19 protein-coding genes are annotated in these 19,547 nt (G+C 61.9%); 10 read left to right on the top strand and 9 right to left on the bottom strand.

The window, feature by feature from the left end; all coding sequences use genetic code 11:
* Window positions 1-81: 81 nt before the first annotated feature.
* Window positions 82-948: an alpha/beta hydrolase gene (locus QN219_RS21515; RefSeq protein ID WP_284001991.1), complete on the top strand. Its 867-nt coding sequence runs from the start codon at window positions 82-84 to the stop codon at window positions 946-948.
* Between the two features lie 28 nt (window positions 949-976).
* On the opposite strand, the gene QN219_RS21510 is transcribed toward QN219_RS21515, so the two are convergent.
* Window positions 977-1,912: a LysR family transcriptional regulator gene (locus QN219_RS21510; protein ID WP_284001989.1), complete on the bottom strand. Its 936-nt coding sequence runs from the start codon at window positions 1,910-1,912 to the stop codon at window positions 977-979.
* Window positions 1,913-2,078: 166 nt separating this feature from the next.
* On the opposite strand from QN219_RS21510, the gene QN219_RS21505 reads away from it, so the two are divergent.
* Window positions 2,079-2,675, top strand: coding sequence for a HupE/UreJ family protein (locus QN219_RS21505; RefSeq protein WP_284001987.1), 597 nt, complete (start codon window positions 2,079-2,081; stop codon window positions 2,673-2,675).
* Window positions 2,676-2,842: 167 nt separating this feature from the next.
* Here QN219_RS21505 and QN219_RS21500 read toward each other — a convergent pair whose 3' ends face one another.
* The 7 genes from QN219_RS21500 to QN219_RS21470 form a co-directional block, all read right to left on the bottom strand.
* Entirely contained in the window at window positions 2,843-3,046 is a 204-nt protein-coding gene (locus tag QN219_RS21500; RefSeq protein WP_269275310.1) for a hypothetical protein, read from the bottom strand.
* Between the two features lie 190 nt (window positions 3,047-3,236).
* Window positions 3,237-4,172: an ABC transporter substrate-binding protein gene (locus QN219_RS21495; protein WP_284001986.1), complete on the bottom strand. Its 936-nt coding sequence runs from the start codon at window positions 4,170-4,172 to the stop codon at window positions 3,237-3,239.
* A gap of 239 nt (window positions 4,173-4,411) precedes the next feature.
* Complete coding sequence (locus tag QN219_RS21490) at window positions 4,412-5,362, bottom strand: LysR family transcriptional regulator (RefSeq protein WP_284001984.1); 951 nt, start codon at window positions 5,360-5,362, stop codon at window positions 4,412-4,414.
* Between the two features lie 37 nt (window positions 5,363-5,399).
* Window positions 5,400-6,404, bottom strand: a complete 1,005-nt coding sequence (locus tag QN219_RS21485) for an FAD-binding oxidoreductase (RefSeq protein WP_284001983.1) — start codon at window positions 6,402-6,404, stop codon at window positions 5,400-5,402.
* Between the two features lie 2 nt (window positions 6,405-6,406).
* Window positions 6,407-7,246: an IclR family transcriptional regulator gene (locus QN219_RS21480; protein ID WP_284001982.1), complete on the bottom strand. Its 840-nt coding sequence runs from the start codon at window positions 7,244-7,246 to the stop codon at window positions 6,407-6,409.
* Window positions 7,247-7,329: 83 nt separating this feature from the next.
* Window positions 7,330-7,851, bottom strand: a complete 522-nt coding sequence (locus tag QN219_RS21475) for a hypothetical protein (RefSeq protein WP_284001981.1) — start codon at window positions 7,849-7,851, stop codon at window positions 7,330-7,332.
* Between the two features lie 85 nt (window positions 7,852-7,936).
* Entirely contained in the window at window positions 7,937-9,223 is a 1,287-nt protein-coding gene (locus tag QN219_RS21470; RefSeq protein ID WP_284001979.1) for a Rieske 2Fe-2S domain-containing protein, read from the bottom strand.
* A 222-nt stretch (window positions 9,224-9,445) separates the two neighbouring features.
* Between QN219_RS21470 and QN219_RS21465 the strand changes: the two genes are divergently transcribed.
* The 5 genes from QN219_RS21465 (at window position 9,446) to QN219_RS21445 (ending at window position 14,627) form a co-directional block, all read left to right on the top strand.
* Complete coding sequence (locus QN219_RS21465; RefSeq protein ID WP_284001978.1) at window positions 9,446-9,763, top strand: non-heme iron oxygenase ferredoxin subunit; 318 nt, start codon at window positions 9,446-9,448, stop codon at window positions 9,761-9,763.
* Between the two features lie 101 nt (window positions 9,764-9,864).
* Window positions 9,865-10,638, top strand: coding sequence for a class II aldolase/adducin family protein (locus tag QN219_RS21460; RefSeq protein ID WP_284001977.1), 774 nt, complete (start codon window positions 9,865-9,867; stop codon window positions 10,636-10,638).
* Window positions 10,639-10,902: 264 nt separating this feature from the next.
* Window positions 10,903-11,652 carry an IclR family transcriptional regulator gene (locus tag QN219_RS21455; protein WP_284001976.1) on the top strand — a complete coding sequence of 250 codons (750 nt, stop codon included), beginning with the start codon at window positions 10,903-10,905 and terminating at the stop codon, window positions 11,650-11,652.
* A gap of 216 nt (window positions 11,653-11,868) precedes the next feature.
* On the top strand, window positions 11,869-13,107 hold the full coding sequence (locus QN219_RS21450; protein WP_284001975.1) for a cupin domain-containing protein: 1,239 nt from the start codon (window positions 11,869-11,871) through the stop codon (window positions 13,105-13,107).
* An 11-nt stretch (window positions 13,108-13,118) separates the two neighbouring features.
* Entirely contained in the window at window positions 13,119-14,627 is a 1,509-nt protein-coding gene (locus QN219_RS21445) for an ethanolamine ammonia-lyase reactivating factor EutA (RefSeq protein ID WP_284001974.1), read from the top strand.
* 64 nt (window positions 14,628-14,691) lie between these two features.
* On the opposite strand, the gene QN219_RS21440 is transcribed toward QN219_RS21445, so the two are convergent.
* Window positions 14,692-16,305, bottom strand: coding sequence for an FAD-dependent monooxygenase (locus QN219_RS21440; RefSeq protein ID WP_284001973.1), 1,614 nt, complete (start codon window positions 16,303-16,305; stop codon window positions 14,692-14,694).
* Window positions 16,306-16,560: 255 nt separating this feature from the next.
* Between QN219_RS21440 and QN219_RS21435 the strand changes: the two genes are divergently transcribed.
* From QN219_RS21435 to QN219_RS21425, 3 genes are read left to right on the top strand one after another with little or no spacing between them, the layout of a single operon-like run.
* Window positions 16,561-17,550, top strand: a complete 990-nt coding sequence (locus QN219_RS21435) for a PhnD/SsuA/transferrin family substrate-binding protein (protein WP_284001972.1) — start codon at window positions 16,561-16,563, stop codon at window positions 17,548-17,550.
* The gene (locus QN219_RS21430) at window positions 17,543-18,331 is read left to right on the top strand and encodes a class II aldolase/adducin family protein (protein ID WP_284001971.1); all 789 of its coding nucleotides are present in this window, start codon (window positions 17,543-17,545) and stop codon (window positions 18,329-18,331) included. Before QN219_RS21435 ends, QN219_RS21430 begins: the two co-directional genes overlap by 8 nt.
* A gap of 42 nt (window positions 18,332-18,373) precedes the next feature.
* Window positions 18,374-19,390 carry an amidohydrolase family protein gene (locus QN219_RS21425; RefSeq protein WP_284001970.1) on the top strand — a complete coding sequence of 339 codons (1,017 nt, stop codon included), beginning with the start codon at window positions 18,374-18,376 and terminating at the stop codon, window positions 19,388-19,390.
* The last annotated feature ends 157 nt before the right edge of the window (window positions 19,391-19,547 follow it).

The raw sequence follows: 19,547 nt of genomic DNA, 5'->3' as shown, positions 1-19,547 counted from the left end.
CCGGGCGCGACACGTTCCGGAGGCGCGCATATGCCAAGCGGCTTTGTAAAGAATGATGCGCCGTTTCGAGGAGGATTGAATATGGCACTAACAACGATCGACGGCATCGCGACACGCTACGAGGTACTTGGTTCGGGACCGCCGCTGCTCATGTACTCGCCCGGCGGCTTCGATGCGACCATCGAGAAATGGCGGACGCAGGGCATCTATGCCGAGATCCGGTTCCTGGAACAATTGCCTGAGCACTTTACCTGCATCACCTTCGACCGGCGCGAGACTGGCAAGTCCGGCGGCCGCGTCGAGCGGGTCACCTGGTCGGATTACATCAGGCAGGGCAAGGGTCTTCTCGACCATCTCGGCATCGACAAGGCCTATCTGATGGGCGGCTGCATGGGCTGCAGCGTCGTCGCCGCCTTTGCGGCCGAGCTGCCCGAATCCGTCCTCGGCATGGTGCTTTTCTGGCCGGTCGGCGGCGCGCGCTACCGCATCGCGGGCCACCAGCGCTTCGCCGAGCATCTGGCTTTCGTCCATCAGAATGGCCTGGAGGCGGTCGTCGCACTGGCGAAAGAGAGCAACAAGGCTTTTGGTGCCGATCCCCGCGGCGGCCCGTGGATCTCGGTTCTCAGGCACGATCCGGAGTTCGCGGAGCGCTATGTCCGGCAGAACGTCGATCACTACAAGGCGATCCTCGCGGGCATGCCGAGAACGTTGCTCGACAGGGATACCTCGCCCGGCGCCGAACCGGAGGACCTGTTGCGCCTGAACATCCCGACGCTGATCATTCCGGGGGCCGACGCCTCCCACGCGACATCGGCCGCGCGATACCTCCAGGAATGCATCCCCGGATCGCAGTATTGGGACGTTCCCGTCTCGGAGCAAACATCCGCCGCCACCAACGCGCGTGTGATCGACTTCCTCCGCCAGGCGGAAGCGTCGCGTAACGGCTGACAAGAAGTGACAAAGCGGCTCCCGAGAATCAGGGGGCCGCATCCTCTGCGGCCACGAGGTCTGGCAGGAATTCCTTCCCCTGGGTCGCGAGGAAGTCCTCGAAGGCGGCAATGACCGGGGTCATCGCGCGATCTGTCCGGCTGACGGCAAACCATTGCCGGCGGATCGGCAGGCCGACGACATCGAGGATCGTCAGTTCGCCCGCCTGGACCTCCGCGGCGACGCTGTGGGCGGCGAGAAAGGCGACGCTGGTATCTGCCATCACCGCGCGCTTGATGTCCTCGATCGATTCCATTTCCGTATTAGGGCCATCGACCCTTCCCGGAATCTCGCTCATGAAACGGTCGAAGAAGATGCGCGTCCCGGAGTCGGGGCTGCGAAGGAAAAAATGCTCGCGCGCGATTTCCGCCTTGGAAATGCCCTGCCGCCCGGCAAGCGGATGATTGGGCGCGCTGACGACGACCAGCGAATGCTCTCCGAATATCGCCGCGCGCACCGAGAATTCTCGCGGCGGGCGCCCAAGCAGCGCGATGTCGATCGTTCTGTTCTTCAAACGCTCCACCGTTTCGGCGCGGCGGTCGACAAAAAGTTCGAGGTCGATGTCGGGATATGCACTCGAAAAGGCCGCGACCATCGGTTTTGCGAAGTACTTGACCGTCGAAACCGCGCCAACGGCAATGTGCCCGCGCTTCACGCCCTTGAAGGCGTTGAGCTCGGTTTCCAGCAGTGAAAGGCGCTCCTCGATATCGCGCGCGGCAGCCAGGACCGCGTGTCCGGCTTCCGTCGGAAACATTCCGTGGGCCATGCGCTCGAAGAGCTGGACGCCGGCTTCAGCCTCGATCTGCTTCAACTGCAAGGTAACGGCCGGCGCGGTTAATCCGAGTGCTTTCGCGGCGCCGACGACCTTACCGTGTGCCTCGATCGCGCGTATCGACTTCAACTGCCGAAACGTGATATTTTTCATTCGCGAAGCATAAAAAAACTTAATGCGCACGTAAAGAGATTAAAATTTACTTTCGTGGTGAGATGGTTGATTTTCAACATAGCAGGTTCGCCCCCCAATGAGATCCGCACAGGTACCGAGCGGTTGGCATCTGCAGAATCGTTCGCAACATCAAGGGAACTGAAAGATGAGAGCAGCAATCAAAAGTGGTCTGCTGGCATTGGCCGCTGCAACCCTCCCGGCCATCGCGCATGCCCATACCGGCGTCGGCCCGGCAGGCGGCCTGGCGCACGGCTTCATGCACCCGGTCGGCGGCCTGGACCATCTCCTCGCCATGGTCGCCGTCGGCACATTCGCCTCCACTCTCGGTGGACGCGCCCTCTGGCTCGTTCCGGCGAGCTTCGTGCTGATGATGGCCGCGGGCGGTACTCTGGGGACTGAGGGCATTGCCGTGCCGTTTGTCGAGACCGGCATCGCGGCATCGGTGATCGTGCTCGGTCTGGCAGTCGCGCTTCGCTGGAGCCCGTCGACTGCCGCGGCAATGGGTGTCGTCAGCCTCTTCGCCGTCTTCCACGGCTACGCCCACGGCGCCGAGATGCCGATGGATGCATCGGGCGTTCAGTATGCATTCGGCTTCATGGCTGCAACGGCATTGCTGCATCTCGTCGGCATCGGATTGGGCCTTGCCCTTGGACGTTTTGGCGCCAAGTCCCATGTCGCGACGCAACTCGGCGGAGGTGCCATGGCACTCGCCGGCCTGGGCATCATGACCGGCGTTCTGTAAGCACGGCTCCTGCGAGGCAGCGAAGCTATCCACGCAAGAAACAAAAAACGGGCGGCTCCAGCGAGCGGCCCGTTCATGCTGTCTTAGAAACAATGCGGCTGTCGCAGGAGATCACTTCCCACCGAGCGGGCCACTGTGCGGGGCTGTGCGCTTCGCTGCTGATCGCGTTAGCGGCGCCTGAGAGTGCGGCCGAAGGCGACTTCGTCGATGCCGAGCGTCTGCAGGGCAGCGGCTGACGGGCGGCGTCGCTCTCTGGTCGCCATTGCGCACTCGTGCGCGGCACTGACCAGGCTCATGCCCTCCATGAACCCGCCGAACATGCTGCGAACCCATTCTGCGTTAGCGGGCCGGCGTGCTGCGAGCGTTGTCATTTCAATCATCTCTCCGTTGCATACCGGTTGCATATAATACCGCAACGCAACAACAAAAAGACCAACGCAAACAGCCCTGCCATGCAGCGATCGCATGGCAGGGCGTGCCTCTCAGAACCTCTGCTAACAGCTTATGCGGGTTGAATTAATCCAATATGATCCGCTCTGCCAAACAGGCGTCGGTTCGCTCCTAGATGACGAAGCTCTCCATCGTCTCCGGCGCGAAGATTTCCTCCGCGCAAAGCTTCCTCTTCGACAGTCCCTGCTCGTAGGAGTAGCGGAGGAATGTTTCGAGTGTCTCCCGATTCTGCTTGAAACCGTAGCTCCAGTAATCGTCGCCCATCAGTCGACGCGCTTCCTCGACGTGGGCGTTCAACCAAGGCAACATGACCTTCAATGCCGCCGTCTCTTCGAGTTCGCGGTAGACGCGCGACTGCGCTTCGGCAAAGGCCTTGTAGAGCGATTGTGCGATCCAGCGATGCGCCTCGTAGACCTCCCGCCGAATGACGATCGTGTGCATGATCGGAAAGATGCCGGTCCGCTTGAAATAGCTCCGCTCGATCTCGACGAAGTTCTCGAACAGACGTCGGACACGGCCGGCCGATTCCTCGTAGGAAGAAGGTTTTCGAGCCGTGTAGAGCGCGTCGATCTCGCCGTCGCGCAGCCTGGCCGATAGCGTCTGCGTCGGGCCGATGCGGTTGACGCGGATGTGGCTCGGCAGATCGAGCGGCAGCTTTTCCGGCCGGTTCGGCTGTTCCTCGCCGCCGGCATAGTAGGTGACGTCGTCGACCTTGACGCCGTACTCGTCGGAAAGGATGCCGCGTATCCAGACGGGGGCCGTCATCTGATACTCGGGCGTCCCGACGCGTTTGCCGATCAGGTCCTTCGGCTCCCGAATGCCGGCCGCGGCATTCACGTAGATCGACGAATGTCTGAAATAGCGGGACGGAAAGACTGGAATCGCCACGAAAGGACGTGTCTCGGCAAAGCAGGACATGACGTAGGACGAAAGCGACATCTCGGCGATGTCGAATTCCCGATGCCGCAGCATGCGAAAGAAAGTCTCTTCCACGGGCATGTTGAGATAGACGAGATCGATCCCATCGGGCGCGACCGTTCTGTCCATGAGGGGACGTGTCCGGTCGTAGTTCCAGCAACCGAACGACAAACGAAGCGACGAAGTCAGAATAGTCTCCCTAGCAATACCGGGGACAGGAAAGCTTGGGTTGGCCGAGCGCAAGCCCGCGATTTACAAGCGAAAATCCCGGACGGCTCCTCCACCGTTTCCCGCCCTTTTCACATCCAATTTGCGCCGATCATCGAATGCGCGCCGTCAAATGTCCAAGATAAAACCTATTGGCTTGCTCAAAGAGAATACGCTTGCTCGGCGGGAACCAGCCGATCGATCGGGTGCGCGTAAAGCCCGACCTCGGCGACCAGGCGGTCGACCATCTTGTCGATGAACGCGAGGAAAGGCTTTTCGTCAGCAACCCCTCGATGCGCAGGATGAGCGAGAAACAGCGTCCGCTTGACAGCGGGCCGGTCCACGCGCCGCCCGATGATCTGGCCCGTCTTGATCTCCTCCGCGACGATCCCGTAAGGCATGATGCTTTGCGCCACGCCGTGCAGAACGAGCGCCTTGATCGCCTCGTTGGATTGGACCTGATAGGTGATCTTGACGTCGACGGAGAGACGCGACGCTGTCTCATGCACCCGCCGCCAGATGATGTCGCGGTTCGAGACCAGGGCGAGATCGCCGGCGACTGCCTGCCGGAAGGAAATATCGCTGCCCTGCTCCCCGCCGTTCGGCGCCGACACATGGAGGAGATCCTCCTCCATCAGCGCGACGCGCCGGATACCCGCGTTCTCCTCGATGTCGTAAGCAAGCACATAATCGAGTTCGCCGCGCTCAAGCGCGTCGGCAAGCACGAAGCTCAGCTCCTCCACGACATGGAGCGCGATGCCGGGCAGCTGCGCATTGGCGGCAACGAGCAGTTCAGTCCCGATCAACTTCAGAATGCTCGGCGTCGCGCCGAATCTGATGCGCAGCCGCTCACCGCCAAGTGCGATCAGGTCCCGGCGCGTCTCCTCGAGCCGTTGCAGAATTTCGATGGCGCGCTCGTAAAGCAGCATGCCGGCGGGCGTTGCGCTGACGCCGCGCGAGTGGCGATCGAGCAACTGGATCTGCAGAGCGTTCTCGAGATTGCGTATCTGGATACCAAGCGCGGTCTGTGCGAGATTGAGCTGCTCGGCTGCCCGGGTGATGTTGCCCACCTCGACGACTTTGACGAAGTAGGCAAGCTGGCGGAGCTTCATTGCATGTCCAAGCATTCTGATGCGAGCCTTTCACCGGTCAATAGAACTGGTCGAAATGAACCTGGGCGGGCGGCACGCCGAGGTCAATCAGCATCTTCTGGATCGCCTGCCCCATCAGCGGAGGACCGGCAAAATAGACCTCGCATTCGGGAAGGCGATCGGAGAAAAGCTTTGCCGCAAGCTCGTGCACGAAGCCGCGATGACCGTCCCAGTCATCGTCGTCCGCGCCCGAGACGACCGGATGATAGTGGATATTCGAGCCGAAGCCGGGAAGTTCGGCCAGCATGTCCCTGCCGCAGATATCGCGCGCCGTTCGCCCTCCATAAACGAAGTCGACCCGACGCCCGGCAAGGAGCGGCGACACAGCCGCGGCGCGGGTAACCGAGATCATCGGCGAAAGGCCAGAACCGCCGGCAAGACAGACGATGTCGCGGTCCGACTCGGTCCGCAGATAGGCCATGCCGTAGGGACCATCGATGCCGATGCGGTCGCCGATGGCGACACCGTCGAACAGCTTGCCCGTCGCCGCGCCGTTCGGAACGCGGCGGATCTGGAAGTGCCACTCGCCCGCCTCGTTCTCCGTATTGGCCATGGAATAGGCACGGCTGCCTTCGACCCCCGGAAGGTCCAGCAAGGCATATTGGCCGGGGAGAAAGCGGGCCGGCTTATCCAGCCGGAAACGAAACTCGCGGATGTCGTGCGTGATGTCGCGCACTTCGGTCAGTTCCGCCTCCTGCCGAACCGGCGGGAAGCGGCTTTCATATTGCGCCATCAGCCGGAGCTTTACGACGCAGTCCGTCAGCGGCCGGGCCTGGCAACCGAGGCGCCGGCCGCGCTCCCGATCGCGGTCGCTGAGACCCGGCGCATCGGAGCGCAGTTCCTCGATCTCACCCTCGAGAAGATCGAAACGGCAATTGCCGCAGGCACCGACATTGCATTCATAGGGAAAGCCGAGCCCGGCGCGCAGCGCCGAGCGCATGATCGTGTCGCCATCGGCACAATTCCATTCGACGTCGCTTCCCTTGAGTGCAATTGCCGGCATGTTCAACTCCCTAAGTCGTATCTCTCTCGAAAGGCCGCCGTGTAACCGAGGCGGGATGAAATGGCCGCGACCGCTTCGAGAAGCGCCGGCGAAAAGCCTTCAAGCGCCTCGAGAGACAGCCGCTGCAATGGGCCAGCGATACCGACCGCGCCGACGACAGCGCCAGTCGAATCGCGCACCGGAGCGGCAATGCCGCGGATTCCGGGTTCGCTTTCCTCGTCCTCGATGGCGTAGCCGCGTTCCCGAACCTCGGCCAGCATCTCCCTCAGGCGTGCCGGATCGGTAATCGTCTTCGCCGTTCGGCGCTGCAGCGGCCCGGCAAGCATCCGCTCGATGGCCGGTTCCGGGGCGAAGGCGAAGATCGCGCGCCCGACGGCACTGCAATGGGCGGGCTTGCGCGCGCCGAGATCGGATTTCATCGCCAGGGCCTGCGGGCTCTCAAGGTCATAGACGTGCATCACCTCGCCGTCGGAGGGGATGCCCAGAATGATCGTTTCGCCCGTCAGCTTGCGCAGATCGAACAGATAGGGTCTCGCCTCGTTGGAGAGATCCATGCGCCGGCGGACAAGCGTACCGAGGGCGAAAAGGCCGACGCCAAGCCGATAGCGTTCGGTTTGCGGGTTCTGCTCGAGCAACCCTTCGGTTACGAGCGTCACCGCCAAACGATGGACCGTGCTCTTTGCGACCTTCAGCCTTTGCGCCAGGGCGCTGACGCCGATCTCGGCCTCGTCCTCGGAAAAAGCCTTTAGGAGACGGATCGCCGTCGTTACTGACGAGAGGCGGTTGCGCTTGCCGGCGGGGCCTTTTCCTCCGCGCGCGGGTGGTTTGGTGGGTGCGTTCATGGCGTGATTGTCCGTTTCATCGCGAGAGTTACGGCTCGTCCATAACACAGTTGCCATGGTCTCACATCACCACCCTGCCGATCTCAAACCCTGAGCGCGCTCAGCATTTCGCCGACATATTCGTCGCCGTTGGAGACCACCAGCATCGCCGCGAACGGACGCATGGTCGTCAGCGTGCGTGCCAGATCCTCGGCGGAGATACCCTCGGCGTTGCGCACAAGTCCGGTCGCCAGCTTGTTGCGGACGAAACAGGCATTGCCGATCACTTCTGCGGCTTCAGCCGCGGTACCGGCTGTCGTCACCATGACGATGATGTCGGCATCGGCGAGCTCGTCGGCGAGGCTGAACCTCTTCCCTTCAAGGTCCTCCAAGAACGCGTCGACCGGCAGCATGTGCAGGGAATCAGTTGCTCCTTTTGCGTTGACGTAACGCAGGAAATGCGCGCCGCTCCAGGGCATGTCGGCAAGCGTGCGCAGCATCGCCAGACTCGGTTCATCCAAAGCGATGACACGGGACTTGCGTGGCCTCGAATTCGGGTATGCGATACGGAAACGTGCTTCCTCCGCGGTGGCGAAGCGCGCACTTTCGCTCAGTCCGAGCTGCATGACATTTCTCCTCATTAAAACCAGCTGTGGGCAAACCACGGATCCCGACGACTGAGCCGCCGGGATCCGTGTCCCGGCCCCCACCTCAAACGCTGGTCGGCGCCTTGCCCTCGATCACGGTCAACGCCTCGTCAGCAACATCGACATAGGATTTATCGACCGGCAGCACGATCGCAGCCGAACGGACGCGGTGATGAACCGGATCGACGCCCGGAGGAACGACGCCTTTGTCACGCAATGCGCGAGCGGCCTTCAGCAGGCGGTGTCGTGCCATGATGATGCCGTTGTCGGTCGAAACCAGGTTTTCCTTGCTGCGATCGACGATCGGCCCCATGCTTTCCTGCAGCGAGGCGTCCTGCATCGCGATGCCTTCGACGCCAGAATAGGTGATGCCCTTGCGCTGGGCCTCGCGGTCCATGAGGTAATCATTGTCCTTGTTGGCAAGCGGCCGGTAGGTTCCAGGCACATAGGCGACATGGATGCCCTTGCCGTCGATCATCGCCTGACGTTCCTCTTTCGCCAGCGCGCGAACGGGGTGATAGTCGAAGCTCCAGGCCCAGCAGTTCTCGTCGTCGATCGGAATCCAGAAGTGACCATGAACGGGATGGTCGCCGCGTGGCGGAACCATTGTGAAGGAGGGCATGACCCAGGGTGTGACGCGCCAATAGTAATGGCCTTCTTCGGCATTCCGTCGGGCGCCGATGAACAGACCACCCTCGCTGTCGGTCACCTCGAAGAAGGGCCTCGCATCCGACATGTTGTATTTGTTGCCGCGTGCGCCCTTGAACAGCGGGTCGCTGTTGAGATTGCCGCTGTGCAACCAGGAGACGTGGCTGGAATCGATGCCACCCTCCATCGCCTGCAGCCAGTTGCACTCCTGCCAGCGCTTCGATGTGAAGGTTTGTTCTGAAGGAACGAGCGCGAACTCCCATTCGGGATGCGGCGGTTGCTTTTCCGCCGGCCCCATGTAGGTCCAGAGGATGTCACCGATCTTGATCAGCGGATAGGATTTCAGCTTGATCTTGCCGCAGTAGCCGCTTTCCTTCAGTTCCGAAGGCACTTCGGTGCACTGGCCGGTGTGGTCGTATTTCCAGCCGTGATAGGGGCAGCGCAGACCGCCCTGCTCGTTGCGCCCGAACCAGAGCGAGACGCCGCGATGGGCGCAGAATTCGTCGATCAGCCCGTAGCGGCCTTCGCTGTCACGGAAGGCGAGCAGGCGCTCGCTCAGAAGCTTCACACGGACGGGCGCGCAATCGTTGTCGGGCAACTCCTCCGCAAGCAGCGCCGGGATCCAATAACAGCGAAACATGTCGCCCATCGGCGTGCCGGGGCCTGTCTGCGTTAGAAGATCGTTCTGTTCCTTCCTGAGCATTTCACTTCCTCCATGTTGCGGACCGGTTGAGCGGTGCGCCGAATTGCGTCGCCTTCTTCCGACCGTCTCGCGGGCATTCCCGAATTTCGGGTTGACGTTCTCGATCGATCAGGTATTTTCTTGGTGTTCCTATATACGGAACGCTGTTTCTTTTTAAGCAACGTACAATCTGATGACCGTCCCGTCAAGCGGGCCTGCAACGCAACGAAGGAGGAGCCAGGAATGGCCGAGGCAAGCACCAGAATTAGGCTGTGTTCCACGAGCGACGTCGACTGGGACAGCGCGATACGCGTTGAGGAAGGCGACCTCACCCTCGCCGTCTTCAACGTCAACGGCGTGTTTTACGTTACCGACGACCTGTGCACGCACGGCCCAGGTTCGCTTTCCGAGGGCTATCTCGACGGCCACACGATCGAGTGTGACTTCCACAACGGCGCGTTCGACGTACGCACGGGCGAAGTGGTCACACCGCCCTGCATGATCCCGATCAAGACCTACAAGGTGGTGATCGAGGACGAGAACGTCACGATAGAGGTTTAACGCCACTCCTTCGTGTGCGGCCGATGACCGACGCTCCGGCGCGCTTGCGAAAGCAAAGAAGTCGTATAATGTGAGATTTATTCTATCTCACGGAGGAACTCATGCAGGTTCATAAGAAAAGCGACAGTGCGGCGGCCGCGGAGACGGCGGACGCACCGTCCGAAGCGTCCTTGCGCCTTGATGTGGCAATGAGCACGCGGCTGCTCAACAGCTTGAAAATACTGGAGTATAGCGGCCATGTCAGTGCCCGGCTGCCGGGAGGCGTCACCTTCCTGATCCAGCCGCAGGAGAAGAGTCGTGCGGAAGTGTCTCCCGACGATCTCCTGGTCTGCGACCTCGACGGCAAGGTCGTGTCCGGCCCCGAAGGCGTCAAACCTCCTTCTGAGGTATTCCTTCATTGTGAGATTTTTCGCGCAAGGATGGACGTTAATTCGATCGCACACTTCCATCACGACGTGACGAACGTCTTCACGCTGGTCGAGGACGTACCGCTGCTGCCCTTCAAGAACCACGCGGTCCGCTGGAAGAGCGGTATTCCGGTCCATCCGGATCCCGCCCACGTGGACGATGCCGAAAAGGGTCGGGGTATCGTTGCAACGCTCGGACCGCACCACGCCATGCAAATTCGCGCACATGGGCAGATCGTTACCGCCGAAACGGTGCGCGGCGTCTTCATCGATTCGCTGCACCTCGTCGAGAACGCCGAGGCCGCCTATCGTGCCGCCGCGATCGGCAAGCTGAAGCCGCTGACAGAAGCCGAAATCGAGTCCTTCTCCCATGGCTTCAGGCGCGGGCATCACATCCGCAAGCTCTGGAATTACTACGCCCGCGGCGCCATCCGGGACGGCATCTTCCCCGAAGCGTGGAACGCGTGACCAAGCTCTGCTGAGAAACGACGATGAGGTCGGGCGACCGGCCTCTGAAATTTGCTGCTTGAAGGAAGCATGTGGCTGGCACAAGATGTGCGCGAATCCCACATTGGCGGACCGGTGAACGCCGCTCCGCCGCGCAAAACGGGCCGCCTCGCCGGCTCCTGAGCTTCGAGTACGAGTATCGATGTCGCCATCCGTGATCGGTCTGACTTCGCGTCTTTCCCTTCTTTTCGGCTTCTTTCCTGCTGACCTGCGGGGGACCGCCGCTTGAACAGCCACGAAAAGATGCTCGGCATTCTCGATCTTTTCGACAGCGGCGAGGACGCCGTTGCCGTCACGTTCGAGGAGATGCATGAACGGCTCGGCTACACTCGCTCGACACTCTATCGTTATCTGAAGACGCTGACGGATGCGGGTCTTCTCACGTCGCTGCCCTCTGTCGGCTACATGCTCGGTCCGCGGATCGTCGAACTGGACTACAAGATCCGGACGGGCGACGTGCTCATCCGGGCGGCGCGCCCGGTGATGGAAGAGCTCGCCAGCCAGTTCCGTGGCATCGCCCTCCTCTGCCGCCGATACCGGTTCGACGTGCTGTGCGTCCACCAGGAAAGCGGCACGGATACGATCCACAGCAACTACGAGCGCGGACGCAGACGCTCGCTCCTTCACGGAGCCGCATCGCTCGGCATCCTCGCCTATCTGCCCGATCATCAGTTGCGCAAGTTCTACGGCCTGGTACCTGAACAGTTCGCGGCCGCCGGCCTCGGGACGACGCTGAAGGAAGTCAAGGCTGCGCTGAGGGAGCACAGGCAGCGGGGCTGGGTGAGCACGACAGGCGATGTGACGCCCGGCGTGACCGGCGTGGCGGCCCCCGTCTTCGACAGCCGCTCTGAAATTCTCGGCAGCCTGAGCCTGACACTCAGGGATTCCCGCACCAATTCGAAAATGATCGAGAATGTCGCCGAGCGCGTCGTGTTCTGTGCCGGCATCATCTCCAAGACCGTCGCCCGCAGCTGAGAAGCGACGCAGTTCGCGGCCCCGCTAGCTCGCCTACTCGCCTACTGCGACGCAGACTTTCGATCGGATCGGAAAGGAGGCCTTTCCGAAAACGCACTACCGTCATTCCCTCCGTCTGTTAGCGTCTGGCTGAAACGGGCAATCCGGAGCAGACACGCTCCCCCGGCGCGAGCGCGGCTCGCCCTGCCCGACTGCGACAACCGAGAGGAGACAGGAATGCATCAGGACCCACTTGGCGGCGGCACCGGTACGCATTGGCATGAGCCCGCCGGCACCAAGAAGGCTGGTTTCGGCGAGTTCAAGAAACAGCCGACGCCCTATGATCAGTTCATGGAAGAGGAAGGCATTCCGGTCTTTCGCGAGCTCGGTGTTTCGAGCGTGAAGAATCTGCCGTTGAAACCATGGAAGCGGACCGGCGGCAACGGCACCTATATCCAGCTCTACGGCACCGAAACCAAATGGGGCTGCCACCTCGTCGAGGTCCCCGCCGCCGGCGCACTCAACGCCGAGAAGCACATGTATGAGGAGATCTACATCGTGGTCGAGGGGCGCGGCTCCACCGAGGTCTGGCTCGAGGGCGAAGGCCGCAAGCACGTCTTTGAGTGGCAGGAGGGCTCCATGTTCTCCATCCCGATGAATGCATGGCACCGCATCGTCAATGCGACCAACAGTCCTGCGCTACTGCTCGGCGGCACCACGGCGCCAAACGTGCTCAACCAGATCCAGAACGCCGACGCCGTATTCAACAACCCTTACGTCTTCCGCGATCGTTTTTCGGGCGCCGACGACTTCTACAAATATCGCGAAGAGATCGAGCCCGATCCGGTGCGCGGTCTCGCCATGCGGCGCACGAACTTCCTGCCGGACGCCGTCAACTGCGAACTGCCGCTCGACAACCGGCGTTCGCCCGGCTATCGCCGCGTCGAGCCCTTCATGACTAACAACACCTTCTATTACTGGATCGGCCAGCACGAGAACGGCCGCTATTCCAAGGCGCATGCCCACACCTCGGCGGCGATCCTGATCTGCCTGAAGGGCGAAGGCTATACCTACACCTGGCCCGAGCAATACGGCGTCAACCCCTGGAAGGACGGCCACGCCGACAAGGTGCGTCGCCTCGACTACGGTCCGTTCGGCATGGTGACGGCGGCGCCCGGCGGCGCCCGCTGGTATCACCAGCACTTCAGCGTCTCCAAGGAACCATTCCGCCTGATGGCCTGGTTCGGCCCGCACAATCCCGGCCGCGATCCGGGCGCGCCTGGCGAAAAGCATACGGATTACACGGCGATCGACGTCAATGAAGGCGGCACGGCCATCCCCTATTGGATGGAAGACCCCTTTATCCGCAACGAATACGAGGCGCATCTCAAGCGGAACGGCGTGGAGATCCGCATGAAGCCCGAGTGGTACGAGAAGCCGACTGATACGACCAAAAAGATGTCGACGGTCGTCTGATTGGCGGAGCGATGTTGGAGGAAGAACAACAGGGCGGCCGGATATTCTTTTCCAATGTCGGCCGCAGCATGGAACTCGAGGATGAGATCCGGCTGACCAGCGTCGGTATCGACATCGGTTCGTCGACATCTCACCTCGCCTTCTCGCGCATCGTGCTCGAGCGGCTCGACACCCGCTACATGGTGGTCGAGCGCACGCTGCTGCATCAGTCCGAGGTCTTGCTGACGCCTTACGCGGGCGACAACGAGATTGATGCCGAGGCGCTAGGAGTGTTCATAGCCGAGCAATATGCGGCAGCCGGCCTCAAGCCGGGGGCGATCGACACTGGCGCGCTCATTCTGACCGGCGTCGCAGTCCGCCGCCGCAATGCGCGGGCGATCGGCGAGATTTTTTCTGCGCAGACCGGAAAGTTCGTTGTTGTCAGCGCCGGAGACGGGCTGGAAACGACGCTTGCCGCCTTCGGCTCGGGCGCGGTCGCATGCTCCGGCAAAGGCGAACGGGTGCTGAACGTAGATATCGGCGGTGGCACGTCCAAGCTCGCCCTATGCGAGGACGGCGCAATCCGCAATATCAGCGCCATCGATATCGGCGCACGCGTGATCGCCTTCGATGCCACCCGGCGCATCACCCGGATCGAGGAGGCAGGTTATTATTTTGCGCGTCGCGCAGCGGTCGCGGTCGAACTCGGCGCGTTGTTGACGGCTGAGGATGCTCAAAGCATCGCCGCCTCAATGATCGATGTGCTGTTCGAGGCCATGCAGGGCGGCGAGATGCGGCGGGAAACCGCCGATCTGCACCGGTTGCCTCCGTTGCCGGCCGGTCCAACGCCCGACGTCGTGATGATCTCGGGCGGTGTTTCCGAATTTCTCTACGCGGATGCGGAACAGGATTTCAGCGATCTCGGCCCGCTTCTTGCCGTGGAACTTCGACAGCGCCTGGCGAACTGGTCTCCTCGGCTTGAGCGCCCCCAACAGGGTATCCGCGCAACCGTCGTCGGCGCGTCGCAATATACGGTGCAAGTGAGCGGCAGCACGATCTTCGTCGACCCGCTCGACATGCTGCCGGTGCGCAACGTGCCGGTCATCAAGCCGGCGCTCTTCTTCGGCGAGGAGATCGACGCGGACGCCATTGCCGAAGCTGTGCGGGAGGCCTTGGCACGGCTCGATCTCACAGACGGCGAGAGCGCGGTGGCCGTCTGCTACGAATGGGAGGGATCGGCAAGCTACCGACGCCTCGACGGTTTCTGTCGCGGCATCGTCGAAGGGCTAGCACCGATTCTCCGCAACGGTCATCCGCTGATCCTTGTCGGCGACGGCGACATCGGCGGTCTCGTCGGGATGCACTGCAAGCAGGAAGCCGGAATCGCGAAACTCGTCTCCATCGACGGCATCAAACTCGACGAGTTCGATTTCATCGACATCGGCGTTATGCTCGAGGCGTCCGGCGCCGTGCCGGTGGTGATCAAGTCGCTGGTCTTCCCGAGCTTCGGTCTCGGCCATGAAGCTTTCGACCACGATTGAGCGCAGCAATCGACTGCTGTTTACGCCTGCCGCGAAGCCTCGGAGGCGTCGCGGCATTTGCCGTTCAGTGGCCTGTCACCATGGCCGCGAGTGCGGCCGCATCTTCCGGCGCCTGGTTCCCACGCCATACCACATGCATATCGGGACGCACGAGGATGAGATTGTAGCCGTAGATATCGCGCGCCCTCTGTTCGGCGATATCGAGTGTCGCGAACGGCACGTCGCGAGCGCGAAAAGCCTTGCCGAGAGCGCCGTCGTCGGCGCCGGTGCCACCGAGCCGCAGCAGCGTATAGCCTTGGCCGATGCGGTCCTGCACCGGCTCGCCGTTGTCGAGCCAGAGATGCGGCAGCCGGGCACCGGGCCAGGTGGTCGGATGGTACTCGCGAAAGAGATGCTCCGGTCCTCCCGGTTCGTCGGTGATGACAGGAGAGCCCACGTAGCGATAACCGAGCTCGGCGCCGATCATCTCGTTGGTCTTGCGCTGCTCGACGTCTGCCACACGCGCGAGATTGTCGCGTGTCGTCTGGCCGGCCGGCGTTGCGTCACGGATGTCCGGCCGGTACTCAGAGCGCCACTTGCGTCGCCCGAGAGACGCATAGCGCGACGCGCCGACGTTCCGATCGCCGACCTGTCGCCGCTCGACCTCGTAGGAGCGCAGGAGGTTGGGTCCGCCCCAGTCCTGCAGCACCGCCGCAAGTTTCCAGCCGAGATCGACGGCGTCACCGACACCGGTGTTCATGCCAAGGCCACCCGTCGGGATCACGAGGTGCGCCGCGTCTCCCGCGAGGAAGACCCGTCCGGCGCCGTAGTGATCCGCCAGAAGCAGGTTCTGCTTCCATTGGCCGATATAGAGCATCGTATAGTCGATCGGCGTGCCGACGGCCTTTTCGAACTGCTCGGCCATGTCCTCGTCACGTTCGACGACGGCATGGAGCGTCCAGTGTTTGGTCGAATCCTGCATAATAAGGAACGTCGCCTGCCCGTCGGCGACATGATAGTGCCGCCCGCGCCCGGGGCCTTCCCCGATCGGAATGCGGTCATAAAGCGTCTCGCTGTAGTAGAGCGCCTGGCGCAGATGCAGAAGGTTCCCCTCGCCGCGCAGTTTGATGCCGAGCTGCTTGCGTACGGGGCTCGCGCCGCCGTCGCAGCCAACCAGATACTTGGCGCGGATGTGTTCGATCGCACCCTTCGCATCCGCCGTCCGGGCCGTCGCGCCACCTTCGTCCTGCTCCAGCGACAGGAACTCGCAACCGTAGCGCACGGTGACGCTCGGCAGGCTTTCGGCGACGGATTTCAGCAGCGGTTCCAAGGTATATTGCGAAATGAGCTGATAGGCTTCGAGCGGTTGCGAGGCATCGGTACTCAGCGCGATCTCCGCAAGCGACTCGGCGACGGATGGGTAAGGGAGCCGCAACAGCGGTGGTTCGTTCATCGCCAGCACGACATAGACGTCCATCGGAACCGACGCATCGAGGCCGGCCGCCCTGATCCGCTCGGCAAGCCCCATGCGCCGGAATATTTCCATCGTTCGCGCGTTGCAGCGCTCCATCTTCGGCAGAAACTCCGGTGCCGCCTTCTTCTCGATCAATGTGCAACGCACGCCCCTTTGGCCGAGATCGATCGCAAGCGTCAGCCCGACAGGTCCGGCTCCGACAATAAGGACGTCCGTTTCGCGCATGATAAGATTCCATCAAGTTTGTTAGCGACACAACCAGTCCCGGAAAACCGACATCGCTCACAGTTGCGACGCAGAGAGCACCGACGTGCAGGGATGACAAACTTGTACTGTCAGATTGTTTCATCCGTCAAACTGAAAATTACCAAATCTCACATTACGAGAAAATGTTGGCTTCTGCTGGACATTACAGTGATGTTTGCCGCATGGTGCATTTGGTGATGCCGCAGGGCAGCTCGCGTGAGGTGGGAGGAACGGGTGACGAAAAAGATTGAGCTGACGCTCGCCTGCGGCGATTACGAGATCGTCCGGGCGCTGAAGGAGGGAGACGTGCGACCGGACGGGATCGAACTCACGATCCTGACCGAGATGGACTCCACGACTCGTCACTGGCGCTTTCTGAGAAACGGCGAGTTCGACGTCGCCGAAGTCTCGCTGTCATCCTACATCGCCGCGAAAACGCGGGGGCTGCCCTTCGCGGCCATCCCGGTCTTTCTGCACCGCCGCTTTCGCCACGGCTTCATCTTCACCAACACCGCGAGCGGAATCCGCGAACCGAAGGATCTGATCGGCCGCAAGGTCGGCGTGAAGAGCTATCTCGTCACCGCGACGCTCTGGCTGCGTGGGCTTCTCCAAAGCGAGTACGGCGTGCCGCAGAAGTCGATCGATTGGTATGCCGAACTGGACGAGGATATCGATTTCACGCCCCCGGAAGGGCTCCGGCTTCATCGCCTTCCCGACGACAAGTCGGTCGAGCAGATGCTGCTCGACGGCGAGATCGACGCCCTTTTCCATCCCGACCTGATCGAGCCCATCATCCGGCGTGATCCACGCGTCGGCCGGCTCTTTCCCGACTACAAGCGCGAGGAGATCGCCTATTACAAGCGAACCGGCATTTTCCCCATCATGCATGTTCTCGGCATCCGCCCGGAGATCGTCGAGCGCCATCCCTGGGTGCCGATCAATCTCTTTCAGGCCTTCAACGAGGCAAAGCGCATCGCGATGCAGCGCATGGAGAATCCGCGCATCGTGCCGCTCGCCTGGTACCGCGAGGCCTGGGAGGAACAGCAGGAAATTCTCGGCGACGACCCGTGGGCCTACGGCCTCGACGGCCAGAACCGCAGGACGCTCGAAACGGTCGTCGGCTACGCCCACGAACAAGGCCTGATCGACCGCAACGTTCCGCTTTCCGAGCTTTTCCTCGACGTGTCGCAAGGCCGCAAGCGGGGGGACAAGCACCGTGTGTAGCGCCTGCGACCTGCAAGACCGAAGCGGCGGAACCCTCCTCGCCGGCGGCAATCCTTTCCTGCGCAATGAGCCATGGGAGCAGAAGACGATGCATGAGGACGTGAAACAGAGAATGGTCGAGGCCGGCAAAATCTTCGAACAGGCCGGACAGGGCGACTGGACGCGCGGCCATATTTCCGTGCGCGTTCCGGATGCGCCCGATCGTTTCTACATGAAGGCCTCGAAGATCGGCCTTGAGGAAATCACGCCCGACAACCTCATCACCGTCGCCCTCGATGGCGAGAAGGTCGCCGGCGATCTCGGCCGCCACAACGAGGTCTATATCCACTCCGAGGTGCTGAAGGCGCGGCCCGACGTCAACGCCGTGGTGCACACACATGCGCCGTACGCGGTCAGCTTCTCCGCTCTTGGTAAACCGCTGCAGGCGATCGGCCACGCCGGATCGATCTTCTCCGAAGGGCTGCCGGTCTTTTCCGAAACGACCGAACTCATCACCACGGCGGAACGCGGCCGCGCGGTGGCCGCGACGCTAGGCGGCCATGGCGCCATGCTGCTGCAGAACCACGGCATCGTCACCGCTGCGGCAAGCATCGAGCAGGCAATCTATCTGGCGCTTTCGCTCGAAACCGCCTGCATGATGCAACTTTGGGTCGAGGCAGCGGGCGGCGCCAAGGCGCTCGGCAAGCCTGAGGACGTCAAGGCTAAGCGCCGGCACATGTTCCGCGATGAAATGTTCAAAGCCACTTTCGCCTATCTCGTCCGGCGCCTGAAGCGCGGCTGACCATTCGGCGCGAGCAAGCAAAATCGCAGCAAGAGGAACACGATGCACTATATCGATGCGTTCAATCACTTTTTCCCGAAAGCGCTCTGGCAAAGGATTCAGCAGCTCGATGGGGCCGGCAAGGATATCGGCCGCCGGATGCAGGGCATTCCCTGCATACATGACCTCGAAGCCCGCTTCCGTGTCATGGACGAGTTCAAGGACTATACGCAGATCCTTTCGCTCGGCATGCCGCCGCTCGAAGCCATGGGTGGCCCGGAGCTGTCGACGGAGTTTGCCGAACTCGGCAATGATGGCTTGGCCGAGCTCGTCCAGAAGCACCCGGACCGTTTCGCCGGCTTCGTTGCCGCGCTGCCGATGAACGCTCCGGAGGCAGCCGTCAGGGAAGCCAAGCGGGCTTTCACCGAACTCGGCGCGAACGGCCTGCAGATCCACACCAACGTCAACGGCGCGCCGCTCGACGAGGAGCGTTTCTTCCCGATCTTCGAAGCCGCTGCCCGCCATGGCAAGCCGGTACTGCTCCACCCGTCACGGAACTCGTCCATGCCGGACTATGCGACGGAGGACAAATCGAAATACGAGATCTGGTGGACCTTCGGCTGGCCCTACGAGACCAGCGCCGCCATGGCACGGCTCGTCTTCTCCGGCTTCATGGACCGGCTTCCAGGCCTCAAGGTGCTGGCCCACCACATGGGAGCGATGGTTCCCTATTTCGAAGGACGTGTCGGCCCCGGCTGGGACCAGCTCGGCAAGCGGACCTCGGACGAGGATCTTTCTCTCGTGCTCAAGCGGCTGAAGAAGCGTCCGCTCGACTATTTCAAGGATTTCTATGCCGACACCGCCGTTTTCGGTTCGCGCGCCGCGACGCTCTGCGGCCTGGAATTTTACGGCAGCGACCGCATCCTCTTTGCGTCCGACTCGCCGTTCGATCCGGAAAAAGGACCGGGCTATATCCGCGACACGCTGAAAATCCTGAACACGCTCGACCTGCCCAAGGCGGACCTCGAAAAGATCTGCTTCCGCAATGCTGAGGCGCTCTTCGGGCTTTCAGCACATTGAGGTTCGAGGGGCAGTCGACGCCGGCGATGGGGTGCGCCCCGCCGGCGTCGACAGTGCCAGGGAGATTATCACCCGATACCGATCTACCGGGCTAATAAATACGACAATTTGGTGAGTTCACCATTTACTTCGACCGGAATGCGCAGAATATTGGCAT

The organism is Sinorhizobium sp. 8-89 (assembly GCF_030124325.1).
Classification (GTDB): Bacteria; Pseudomonadota; Alphaproteobacteria; order Rhizobiales; family Rhizobiaceae; genus Sinorhizobium.
Note: the sequence above shows the minus strand (reverse complement) of the source record. Positions and strands in the feature narration are given on the sequence as shown.